Raw genomic sequence first — 11,266 nt, forward strand, 5'->3', positions numbered from 1 at the left:
TAGCCTACCCCGCTGGTGTCACACTCATCAAAGGTGTGCAAAATGTTAGGTAAAGCACTTAAGCTGATTCGTTCTTACTACGACTTATCTCAAACAGAGTTGTGCTCTCGGTTGGGAGTATCAAACTCTCACTTGTCCGAGATCGAGTCTGGAAAGAAGCAGCCATCTATTGAACTGCTCAAAAAATATAGCGACTACTTCGATATACCGCTATCTTCAATATTGTTTTTTTCTGAGAATATCGATTCTCCTCGAGCTACTGATAATCTGCGTTTCGGCTTGGCGAAAACTATTATTTCGTTACTTGAATGGAATGAAGATCGAAATGCAGCTAAAGAAAAGTACAAGGAAAAAACGAAAGCCCGATAATGAACTTCCAATTCATCAGTGTGGCTTATATAAAGTAGGCTCGCCGAGGCGGCTGGCTGAATTGCTAAAGATTAGTGAAATCGAGCTTAAAAAGTTCCTTGAGTCACAAAATAACTATAAAATATTCACCAAGGTTTTGGCTCCGAATCCATTTACTGGAAAGTTTCGAAAAAAACGGGCCGTTCAAGAGCCTAAGTATCGACTTCGGAAATTACACGAGAGGATATTGTGTATGCTTCGTCGTGTCCAATATCCTGACTACGTTCAAGGCGGAGTAAAGCACCGTTCGTACCAAACGAACGCAGCTATTCATCTTGGAGCTCGACAAACAGCGACATTTGATCTGAAAGATTTTTATGGGTCTACCCGCTACTGCCTTGTACACGACTTCTTTCTTGATGTTATGTGCTGCCCAACTGATATTGCAGGCAGACTTGTCTCGCTGACAACTTGGAACGGCGTAATGCCAACCGGAAGTCCACTCAGTCCTCTTCTTTCATTTTGGGCAGCTAAAGGCCTGTTTGATAAATGTGAGGAGCTGGCGGTAAAGTATGGATTGAATTTTACCTGTTATATTGATGATCTAACTTTTTCAGGGGATCAGATTTCTGGAGGTTTTCAGGCCGAGCTAAAAATTCTCGCCAGTCGCTTTGGCTATGAAATAGCAAAAGAGAAAACCAAGATTTTTCGCTTTGGAGTGCCAGCCCATATCACCGGTGTTATTTCACATAAAGCTACGCTTTCTGTTCCACATTCGAGATTGAAAGGTGTCCGCAAAATTCAAGATGCTATTGATGGGAGAGGGGCTGCGTATGGTTTTACTGCAGTGCAACTCAAGCAGAAGTTGGCAGGAGCAATTAGTGAGGCAGCTTCAATTGATGCAGTGAAATATGAAAAGTGGGCATTTTATAGTCGTAAAGATATTGAGGGTGATCTTGTTTAGCAACTGATCGAAGCGAGTAACTCGCCTAAGGCAAGTGCTCAGGATTTTGCGTTAAGCCGCGCTGGCTTTAGAAGATGCCATGGAGCGAGAAAGTCAGTATGTATGGCGTACAGTCGGAAGGGATTGTTACTGCAGCCGTCCCTTGTCAATCATGCTATAAATAAAATATGTCGAAGTGGCTATGCTAATTATGGAATACATGTTTGTTGCGGTTTTATCTTTGTTAGCGACCTGTGTGGGTATATTTTTTAGAACGCTTTATAAGGAGAAGGCTAAAAACAGAGCGCTGATCGAAGATGCTGGGCGTATCGAGGCAGAAAAACAGAAAGTGATACATGAATATACCTTAGAGACAGAGAGAGTTAAGCAAGCTCACGCTAAAGAAATAGAAGGTCTTAAGCAACAGAGTACTGAAAAGCTTGATAAGCAAAAAAGAGATCATGAAATTGATATGCAGAAGCGGAAGTATAAGTATGAAAGCAAAAGTCGCGAATATCACAGGTTTATGGATGAAATTGATGCGTTCCGAGGGCTTAATATTGAAGTTATTGAGAAAGAACTATCACCAATGATCTGCGCATGCTTCGCAAATGACTTAGGTGTTTCGAGTCAATTGTTTGTAGATGCTAATAATAAAGCTACGAGTATCATCGGTTCTATCAGGGTCCAGGAAACTAAGCTTTTTGCTCAGGTTAATGGTGTGAAATTAAATGCAAGTCAGGAGATTCTTGACTTGTTGGATGAGCTTCGAGCAAACATAAGTCAGTCAAAGTGGTACCTTGAAAAAGTAGTTGGGTATGTTTTTAGTGAAGAATTTAGGCGTACTAAGCTAATTCCTGATGAGGTTAGTAATTATTCTCTCGGGCTTAATGAGCGTACAGTGGAGTTGAATAAAAAGCTTCTTGCAGCACTCAAGGCAGACCTTGATACCCTGTAAGCAGTGCGAGCTGGAGGAGTGTCGATATACCCCAAAAAATTTAGTGATCTTGGCTTGTAGCTTAGAGTGGAGAACAAATACCTCTTTAGGTGCGATAGTCATAGTAGTGACTGTACCGTAGCTGGGATTAGCTAGAGGTTGAATTTCCATGATTTTTCCAAGCGCTGAGCGATCAGGTGGACAGTCAGAAAATAGTAATATCGGGTCGCCTTGCTGCGACGATTCAGACGATGTTCGAGGAACCAGGTCACATGCTTCTTCTGCCAAGCCCACGGTGTATCTCGTTGCCAGCGTTTTGCAATTTCCACTTGGATGATTTTTGCTTGGCGCAAATGTCGCTTCTGGGATGCATGCGAACCCTTCAGCATCCCAGACATGAATAGTTCTATATCGAATGGCTTGCTCATGTCCGTCCTCCAATGTAGGCCGCGACCACGTCGATCCGAGCATGCCCCAGCTCATAGCTGATCTGCCTTCGGGCCTCACGATCAAGGTTCCTATCTATCTGGCAACACTGGCCGCCGTTGATGGGTGCGTGGTGTTGAGTAATTTGCTCATAGCGCTCACACGCGTACGCCGCTCGTAGCTCATGAAAGCCTTTGAGCTTGTGTGCATGCAGCACGTCTCGCGCTGGACGGATGATTTCCTGCAGAACATTCCGATAGCTTTCGTCTGGCGCAATCAGGTTGCGGCTACTCGCAGGCGACACCTGCCGTGCAAACCCAAGTGCGTTTTGAACATGGTGGTCCACCGCAATCCATCGTGGCGCTGAGGCGCCAGCTCGGCCGCCTTTGGTGCCATCCTGGATGTTGATCCTGCCTAGGTCGTGAGCCTCACGGCTCAGCCGTGGCAAGTCGGCTAGGATGGCCTCACGTAAGCGCATTCCGGTGGCTTGCGCCAACAGGACGATCGCGGCGGCCCGTCTCTGGTCACGACTGCAAAGCGCGTCGACGATCTGCTTAACCTGTTCGCGGTCCTGGCCCTGCGGAACCGAGTGACGAACCCCGGTGCGCTGCATACCCAGCGCCTTGCGCGGACTTGGCAATTTCACGTACTGATCACCGCGAAGCGCCGCCATGGTCCTGTTAACGCTGGATAGCCGGTTTTGTGCGGTGCTGACGGCGAGGTCGCCGCGCCTAACCACGTCGCGCAGATACGCCGCATAGTCCGCCAATACCTTCCGATCAATGTGCCGTGCATCATTGATACCGGGTCCCTGCTCGGAGCGGCACCACTTCACAAATGCCAACCATCGATCACTGTGCGCCTTGACCGTGCCGTAGTGGCCACCGCCGAACATGTCTTTCAACGCGTGAGGTCCTGCGTAACTCAATTGCCTGCCGTAGCCGAAATTGCGGCCGTCGCGCCTACCCACCAGTGCCATGTCGGTCACCTCTTCTGATGTTCTCCGATCCCAGCCCCACGTCATCCCGCCAAGAATGCTGAGTGTTATCAGGGATCAAGGCCCCTGCGACCTGTGGGGAATGTCCACTACGCGGGACTGGCGGCTCCTTACGTCCGGGAGCAAGGGCATCTCATGATCTAGCCTCCTGAGCACCGTTACCGGTGGGCGGGTGGAGGCTGCATTGGCTGACGAGACCAGTGCCGCGAGATCCTGAGCCATGTGCAAGCAGCACTGCGATGACCGGGGCATGCCTGACTGTCAGTCAGGTGCAGTCCATTCCCTGGTCTGCGGCACCATCATCTACAGCGCTGTTGCTGGTGACATCGGCGTTTGTCACGCCGATTGTCACGAGGGGGAATGCCGCAAAGCCTTGTACGATCAGGGCTGCAGCAGTGGTAGAAGTGCCCGTCTCTTTCCAGGAGAAAGAGACGGGCACAGGTTGGCGCAGTATTCGGCCAAGCGGATAGGTTGCTGCAGGGCAGCGAGGTACGGTGTATCTGGCGCACGAGCGCCATATGTGTAAGAGCATCCATCACATGGGTAGTGACCGTACGAGCTGCCGGATGCGAATCGTACTTGGGCTGAACCACCGCGGGGGGCGGCGTGACCTTTAAGGCTCGGGTCACCTGGGGTGCTGTCATCGACAGCGCTTGCGACTCCTGGTCTACGCCTGTGGACAATATTCGTCAAGCATCGCGATATCAGAGATTTAGCTCCTGTGGATAAAACTATCCCCCGGTGGACATCAGTGGTTTTCCACAGACGTACGCTGTGCCAGCGGCTTTTTTCTTAGGTATGGTCCTTTCAAACGGGGCGGCTTTGCAGCCCCGTTTGAAAGGACCCGCGCGGAGGAGCTTCATGCGGTGCTGTGGGTAACTTCACAGCGAGTTTGAGGTGGTGGTGCGGCGGGTTACTCGGTCCTCTTGGCACTGCGAAGGCGCGTGACGTTCTCGCCCGTCTGCTTGGCAAACTCATGCGGCGTCACATGGTCCTCGCGGTTCGCCTCCAGAAACCGGCTCCACCAGGTCATGATCATCCGGCGCTCTTCGAGGAACTCGGCCTTGTGGGTATAAGCGGCGCGCACGTTGTTGCGTTCCTTGTGGCTCATCTGCCGTTCGATAGCCGTCTCCGACCATAGGCCAGACTCGACCAGCGCACTGCACGCCATGGCGCGGAACCCGTGGCCGCAGATATCCACCTTGGTGTCGTAGCCCATCGTCCTGAGCGCGGCGTTCACCGTGTTCTCGGACATCGGCTTCCACGGTTTGGCATCCCCCGCGAACACCAGCTCGAACTTGCCGGTGATCGCGTGGATCTGCTCAAGCAAGGCCACTGCCTGCGGCGATAAGGGTACAACGTGGATGTCCCCGGCCATCTTCGTACCCCTTGTGGAAAAGGGCACTCCGTCCAGCGCCGGGCGGGTGTCGGGGATCTCCCAGATTCCGCGCTTAAGGTCGAACTCGTTCCAACGGGCGAAGCGCAGTTCACTGGAGCGCACAAATACATGCAACGACAGCATCACCGTGAGGCGCGTGAGCGGGCGACCTCTGTAATCCTCAATGCAGGCCAGTAGCTCTGGCAGCCGCGATAAGGGTAGTGCGGGTCTGTGAGTTACCCGTGGTGTCTTGATCGAGCCATCGAGGTCGTGAGCTGGGTTCGCGGTGATCAGCCGCAGCCGTTTGGCTTCACGCATGATGCTTTGCAGGTAGTTCTTGATCCTGAGCGCCACGTCGATGGTGCCGCGCTTCGTCACGGCTTCCAGTGGCTGCATGAGGTCGTGGGTGTCCAACTCAACGATTGCTCTGGCGCCGATCAAAGGGAATACGTGAGTTTTCAATCGGCTGAGCACTGTCTTGGCGTGGCCGGGTGCCCACTTCGGCACCATGCTCGCATGCCAGTCGAGCGCAACGCTTTCAAAGGTGCGGCCGTTGATCACGGCCTGGGTCTTGGTTTGTTGCTTGTACTGGATGGGATCTATGCCGTTGGCGAGCTGCTGCTTGATCTCGAAGCGCTTGCGGCGTGCGTCGCCAAGCCCGACCACCGGATAGCTGCCGAGGGCGGTCAGGCCTTCGCGGCCATCGGGTTTCACGTACCTGAGCCGCCAGCCTTTGCGGCCGTTGGGTTGCACAAGCAGGTAAAGACCATCGCCGTCGAATAGCTTGTACTCGCGCTCTCTGGGCTTTGCCGTGCGACAGGCGGTGTCTGTAAGCGGGGCAGTGGTGCGGGCCATAAGGGTAGTCTCCGATATCGAAACGGACCTCTATCCTTAAAACTACCCTTATTAGCGCTGGCTACCCTCGGAATCCGACGGAACGCCAAAACGAAAAAACCCGCCAGAAGGCGGGTTTTTTGGGGGTTCCAGAGATTTTGAAAGCCTTCTATGGAACCTTGAATGGTGCCGGCACCAGGAGTCGAACCCGGGACCTACTGATTACAAGTCAGTTGCTCTACCAACTGAGCTATACCGGCGTGTTAGGGCGACGATTATAGCGATTGAAAAAGTTCTGTAAACCCCTGAAATCTGACTATTTTTGCGAAAACCCAAGTTTTCGCCCTTCGCCCTGCATTTACCTGCTTCTCCCGCAGCAAAATGCCCCGATCAGCGCTCGTGCATGGCCTCTGCACGGGATTTGATGATTGGCTTGAGCAGGTAGCTCAAGATGCTCTTCTTGCCGGTGATGATGTCCACAGAGGCCACCATTCCGGGGATGATCAACAGGGGTTTGTCGTCGGTGCCGAGGTGGCTGCGGTCGGTGCGCAGTTTGATGACGTAGAAGGTGTTCTTCTTCTCTTCATCCATCACGGTGTCGGCGCCGATCTGTTCGAGTTTGCCTTTGAGGCCGCCGTAGATGGTGTAGTCGTAGGCGGTGAATTTGATCATTGCTTCCTGGCCGGGGTGGAGGAAGGCGATGTCTTGCGGGCGGATCTTGGCTTCTACCAGCAAGGTGTCGTCCAGCGGTACGACTTCGGCGATATCGCTGCCGGGCTGGATCACGCCGCCCACGGTGTTGACCAGCATTTGCTTGACGATACCGCGCACGGGGGAGGTGACCATGGTGCGGCTGACGCGGTCTTCCAGGCCTTTGGAGGTGGCTTGGGCCTTGCTCAGGTTGGTGCGCGCTTCGTTCAGTTGAGCCAGGGCTTCGCTGCGGAATTTGCCGCGGGTCTCGTCGATTTTGCGTTGCACTTCGTTGATGGCGGCCTGGGCGCGGGGGATGGCCAGGGTGGTGCCATCGAGCATGCCGCGGGTTTCCACTTCGGAGCGTTTGAGGCGCAGCACTTCTACCGGCGAGACCGCGCCCTGTTGGACCAGCGGTTCGGACATGCCGATCTCCTGGCGCAGCAGGTTCAGGCTGTTGCGGTATTGGTCCTGCTTGGAGGCGAATTCACGCAGTTCCTGCTGGCGTTGCAGCAGTTGTTGTTGCAGCCCGCCGATTTCGTCCGACAGTTGCTGGCGTCGGCTCAGGTACAGCGACTCTTCGTTCGAAGCCTGGTTGGGCACGGCTTTGCGCGCGTCTTCGGTAATGTTCAGCGGGCGATTTTCGACTTCGGCGCTGAGGCGCTCCACGCGCAGTTCCATGGCCACGCGGTCGGCTTCGGTTTCGCCGACGTTGGAGGCAAAGCGTGTGTCGTCCAGGCGTACCAGCGGCGCGCCGGCGTCGACGATTTGGCCTTCATGCACGTAGATCTGGGCGACGATGCCGCCTTCCAGGTTCTGGATTTTCTGGATGCGTGAGGAGGGGATCGCCTTGCCTTCGCCTTTGGTCACTTCATCGATGATCGCAAAGTGCGCCCACAGTATCAGGAACACGAAGAAGCCGATCACGCCCCAAATGGTCAGGCGCACGATGCGCGGGGCGTCGTCGACCAGGGCTTTTTCGACTTCGGGCAAGGGCTGGTCTTCGAGCGAGTCGGTGCCTCTGAAATAGCCGAAGATGACGTCTTTCAAACGGCGTGGGCCGGATTTAAGCAACACTGATCTGCCCCTTTTTCAGCGCTTCCATGACGGCCGCTTTTGGACCGTCCGCGAGTATCTGGCCACGGTCGATCACCAGCAGGCGGTCCACCAGGCTCAACAGCGAGGCGCGGTGGGTGACCAGAATCACCGTCTTGTTTTCGATCACTGACTGCAAGCGCTGTTTCAGGCGCTCTTCGCCGGTGTTGTCCATGGCGCTGGTCGGTTCGTCCAGCAGCAGGATCGGTGGGTTCAATAGCAATGCACGGGCGAGGGCGACGTTTTGTCGCTGGCCGCCGGAGAGGTTTTGCCCGCGTTCGCCCACTTGCAGTTCGTAACCTTGCGGATGCAGCCTGGCAAATTCATGCACGCCGGCCAGTTCTGCGGCTTGCAGCACCATTTCGTCGTCCACGTAGCGTGCGCCCGAGACGAGGTTGTCGCGCAAGGTGCCGGCCAGCAGTTGAATGTCCTGGGCCACGTAGCCGATGTTGTGGCGCAATTCGCTGACATCGATCTGGCGAATGTCCACGCCATCGACCAGCAACGAGCCCGAATCCGGCTGGTAAAGACCGACCAGCAGTTTGGCCAGCGAGCTTTTGCCCGAGCCGCTGCGCCCGATGATGCCGATCTTCTCGCCCGCCCGCACGTTCAGGTTGATGCCGCGCAGCGCCAGGTTTTGTTGGTTCGGGTAGGTGAAGTCGACTTCGCGGAACGTCATCGCGCCTTGCAGCGCCTTGCGGCTGAGCGGGCGTTCGTCGTAGTTGCGTTCTTGCGGCAACTCCATCATCTGGTCGACCGAGACCATCGTCACCTTGGCTTGCTGGTAGCGCGTCAGCAGCCCCGACAGTTGCGCCAACGGGCCCAGTGCGCGGCCGCTGAGCATGTAGCAGGCAACGAGGCCGCCCATGCTGAGGGCGCCATCAATGATCTGGTACACACCGAAAATGATCATCGCCACGCCGGCCACTTGCTGGATCAGCAAGGTGATGTTCATGGCCAGGCCGGACAACACCTTGACCCGCAGTTCCAGGCGGCTGAGGGTGCCAATGGTCTGTTCCCATTGATACTGGCGCTCGCTTTCTGCGTTATTGACCTTGACCGCATCGAGCCCGGCGAGGGTTTCGATCAGGCTCGACTGACGCTCGGCGCCCAGGGCCATGGTGCGCTCCAGTGTCGCAGTCAGCGGTTTCTGGAGCATGTGGCCGATACCCAGGGCCAGCGGGAAGGCGATGATCGGAATCCACACCAGGTGGCCGCCGAGCATGGCGATCACCACCAGGATGATCAGGGTGAAGGGCAGGTCGATCAGGCTCGCGAGGGTCAGCGAGGTGAGGAAGTCGCGCATCCCCTGGAATTCATGGATGTTCTGCGCAAAGCTGCCGACCCGCGCCGGGCGCACTTTCATGGCCATGCCCACGATGCGCTCGAACAGCGTCGCGGAGATGATCAGGTCGGTTTTTTTGCCCGCCAGGTCCAGGCATAAACTGCGCAGGCTCTTGAGCAGCAGATCGAACAGGTACGCGCCGCAGATACCGATGGCCAGCATCCACAAGGTGGCGGTGGCCTGGTTGGGGACCACGCGGTCGTACACGTTCATCACAAACAGTGGTGCGGCCAGGGCGATCAGGTTGATCACCAGGCTCGCGGCGATTGCGTCGGCGTAGAGCCAGCGCGAGCGCTTGAGGGTGTCTCGAAACCACGAGCGTGCGCGCGGGATCAGCGTGCCGCTGGTGATGTCAAATTTATGCTGCGGTTGGGCGAAAAATACCCGACCGCTGTAATCCTGACTCAAGGTTTCACGGCTGACCTGTACTTCGCCGCCGTCGCTTTCGCTGAGCAGCAGTCGCGCCGTGTCGCCTTCCCAGCCCAACAGCACCGCGCTGCGCCCTTCCTTGAGCAGCAGCATGGCGGGCAGTGCGATGGATGGAATCTGTTCCAGCTTGCGCTGCAGCAACCGCCCCTGCAAACCCGCCCGAGCGGCTGCACGCGGCAGCAGCTCGGCGCTCAGACGCTGGGCCGCGAGTGGCAGCCCAGTGGTCAGCATTGCGCGGCTGGCGGGTTTGTAATGCAGTGAGCAGAGTGTCAACAACCCGTCCAGCAAGGGGTCGTCATGCTGACTGCGCGGGTCATGGTTGAGTTGCGCCACACCTATTTCAGAATCCAAGCTGACTCTCTCTTACTGCAGTTGAGTGGTCCAACGCCGTCAAGAATCAGTTCATCCCTGGCAGGTTTACCGACGGTTTAATATCGTTCTGCACAACCGATGCCATCGGCGCTACCACGCCCTGACTTCTCAGCAGTTGGCCCATGTCGGCCTTGATTCGATACTGCGTATAGATCTGCAGGTTTTTGATCTGCGCCAGACGCTGCTGAGCGGTGAACAGTTCATTCTCGCTGTCGAGCAAGTCGAGCAGTGTACGCTCACCGAGGCTGAACTGCTGTTGATACGAGGTACGTACTCGCGTGCTGCGGTCCACGTATTCCTGCGCGATCGGCACCTGCTGGGTGGCGTTGTTGTAGGCGTTCCACGCCAGGCCCAGCTCTTCGTTCAGCTGACGCAGGGCGTTGTTGCGGATGTCCAGTGCCTGGGAGGCCTGGGAAGCCTTGGACTGCAGGTTGGCCTTGTCGGTGCCGCCGTTGAACAGGTTGAACTGCATGTTCAGCATGGCGGAATAGCTGTTGTCATGGCCTGGGTCGCCGGCGATGTTGTCGTTGGCCGAACGTTGCAGCACCGCATCGAAGCGCGGGTAGAAGGTCGACTTGGCGGATTCGTACTGCTTTTCAGCGGCGGTGATATCCGATTCGGCAGAGCGCAATACCGGGCTGTCGGCAATCATCTGGCGGCGTGCGTCATCCAGGCTGGCTGGCAGCAAGGTCACGATGCCCGCTGGCTTTTCCAGTTGGTCAGGCTCTTGGCCGACAACGCTCATGTAGTTGGTATTGGCGTCAGCCAGGTTGGTCTGTTCGGTGATCAGGTTGTTTCGAGCCTGAGCCAGACGGGCTTCGGCCTGGTCCATGTCCGCCATTCTTCCGACGCCACGGCTGGTGCGCAATTTGATCTGGTCAAAAATGCGTTCGTGGCTTTTCAGGTTCTCTTCTGCCAGTTGCACCATCTCGCGACGGGTCAAGACATCCAGATAAACCTGGGCGACCGTCAGGGCGGTGCGCTCGGTCGTGTTGAGCAGCGCATAACCGCGGGAATTGGCGGTGGCTTGTTGGCGACCTACTTCATTTTGGGTGCCAAAACCCTGGAACAGGTTTTGCTGCAGACGAATGGTCGATTCGCCGCGGTTCATGGTTTTCCAATCGTGGCTGTTGCTGGCCGCGCGGGTGGTGGTGTTGTCCGAGCTTTCACGGCCATAACCGCCCAGCAAGTCGACTTTAGGCAAGTAGCCGCCTTTGGCTGCGTCGACTTGGTAGTCAGCAGCAATGCGCGCATTGACACCCGCTTGGATCTCCGGATGGACTTCCACCGCTTTCTGCATCGCCTCTGTCAGGGTTTGAGCCTGTACGAAACTGGCGGCTAGAGCAAAAGGCAAAGCTTTGAATAAGTGCAAACGCATTGTGATTCTTCCCTGGGGATTGGTTGCCTGGAAAACCGCAACAAACTTGAAATAGTGCATTGGATTGGCAACCGAAATCACTGCTTGTCATGAG

At 55.7% G+C, this 11,266-nt stretch carries 9 protein-coding genes and 1 tRNA gene; 3 read left to right on the forward strand and 7 right to left on the reverse strand.

What is annotated here, in order from left to right; translation table 11 throughout:
- The first annotated feature begins 42 nt into the window (after nt 1-42).
- From PverR02_RS01495 to PverR02_RS01505, 3 genes are all read left to right on the forward strand, one after another.
- Nucleotides 43-369, forward strand: coding sequence for a helix-turn-helix transcriptional regulator (locus PverR02_RS01495; RefSeq protein WP_079442650.1), 327 nt, complete (start codon nt 43-45; stop codon nt 367-369).
- Nucleotides 326-1,312 carry a reverse transcriptase family protein gene (locus PverR02_RS01500; RefSeq protein WP_161493711.1) on the forward strand — a complete coding sequence of 329 codons (987 nt, stop codon included), beginning with the start codon at nt 326-328 and terminating at the stop codon, nt 1,310-1,312. The genes PverR02_RS01495 and PverR02_RS01500 overlap by 44 nt, the downstream gene beginning before the upstream one ends.
- 190 nt (nt 1,313-1,502) lie before the next feature.
- Nucleotides 1,503-2,249: a hypothetical protein gene (locus PverR02_RS01505; protein WP_152031981.1), complete on the forward strand. Its 747-nt coding sequence runs from the start codon at nt 1,503-1,505 to the stop codon at nt 2,247-2,249.
- 131 nt (nt 2,250-2,380) lie between these two features.
- On the opposite strand, the gene PverR02_RS01510 is transcribed toward PverR02_RS01505, so the two are convergent.
- The 7 genes from PverR02_RS01510 to PverR02_RS01545 form a co-directional block, all read right to left on the reverse strand.
- Complete coding sequence (locus PverR02_RS01510) at nt 2,381-2,656, reverse strand: hypothetical protein (protein ID WP_079442653.1); 276 nt, start codon at nt 2,654-2,656, stop codon at nt 2,381-2,383.
- Nucleotides 2,653-3,633 carry an integrase domain-containing protein gene (locus tag PverR02_RS01515; RefSeq protein WP_079442654.1) on the reverse strand — a complete coding sequence of 327 codons (981 nt, stop codon included), beginning with the start codon at nt 3,631-3,633 and terminating at the stop codon, nt 2,653-2,655. The genes PverR02_RS01510 and PverR02_RS01515 overlap by 4 nt, the downstream gene beginning before the upstream one ends.
- A 931-nt stretch (nt 3,634-4,564) precedes the next feature.
- Complete coding sequence (locus PverR02_RS01525) at nt 4,565-5,884, reverse strand: tyrosine-type recombinase/integrase (RefSeq protein WP_049243851.1); 1,320 nt, start codon at nt 5,882-5,884, stop codon at nt 4,565-4,567.
- A gap of 163 nt (nt 5,885-6,047) precedes the next feature.
- Nucleotides 6,048-6,123, reverse strand: a tRNA-Thr gene (locus tag PverR02_RS01530).
- Between the two features lie 130 nt (nt 6,124-6,253).
- On the reverse strand, nt 6,254-7,630 hold the full coding sequence (locus tag PverR02_RS01535; RefSeq protein ID WP_046385021.1) for an HlyD family type I secretion periplasmic adaptor subunit: 1,377 nt from the start codon (nt 7,628-7,630) through the stop codon (nt 6,254-6,256).
- Nucleotides 7,620-9,773 (reverse strand): type I secretion system permease/ATPase, encoded by a 2,154-nt coding sequence (locus tag PverR02_RS01540; protein WP_046385020.1) that lies wholly within the window; start codon nt 9,771-9,773, stop codon nt 7,620-7,622. The genes PverR02_RS01535 and PverR02_RS01540 overlap by 11 nt, the downstream gene beginning before the upstream one ends.
- Before the next feature lie 46 nt (nt 9,774-9,819).
- Complete coding sequence (locus PverR02_RS01545; RefSeq protein WP_046385019.1) at nt 9,820-11,172, reverse strand: TolC family outer membrane protein; 1,353 nt, start codon at nt 11,170-11,172, stop codon at nt 9,820-9,822.
- Nucleotides 11,173-11,266: the final 94 nt, after the last annotated feature.

The sequence above is a fragment of the Pseudomonas veronii genome (assembly GCF_002028325.1).
In the GTDB taxonomy this organism is placed as follows: Bacteria; Pseudomonadota; Gammaproteobacteria; order Pseudomonadales; family Pseudomonadaceae; genus Aquipseudomonas; species Aquipseudomonas veronii.

What these genes read in the sequence shown, in the direction of transcription:
- PverR02_RS01495 (WP_079442650.1), top strand. Translation starts at nt 43, where the DNA reads ATGTTAGGTAAAGCACTTAAGCTGATTCGTTCTTACTACGACTTATCT.
- PverR02_RS01510 (WP_079442653.1), bottom strand. Translation starts at nt 2,656, where the DNA reads ATGAGCAAGCCATTCGATATAGAACTATTCATGTCTGGGATGCTGAAG.
- PverR02_RS01500 (WP_161493711.1), top strand. Translation starts at nt 326, where the DNA reads ATGCAGCTAAAGAAAAGTACAAGGAAAAAACGAAAGCCCGATAATGAA.
- PverR02_RS01525 (WP_049243851.1), bottom strand. Translation starts at nt 5,884, where the DNA reads ATGGCCCGCACCACTGCCCCGCTTACAGACACCGCCTGTCGCACGGCA.
- PverR02_RS01505 (WP_152031981.1), top strand. Translation starts at nt 1,503, where the DNA reads ATGGAATACATGTTTGTTGCGGTTTTATCTTTGTTAGCGACCTGTGTG.
- PverR02_RS01515 (WP_079442654.1), bottom strand. Translation starts at nt 3,633, where the DNA reads ATGGCACTGGTGGGTAGGCGCGACGGCCGCAATTTCGGCTACGGCAGG.
- PverR02_RS01545 (WP_046385019.1), bottom strand. Translation starts at nt 11,172, where the DNA reads ATGCGTTTGCACTTATTCAAAGCTTTGCCTTTTGCTCTAGCCGCCAGT.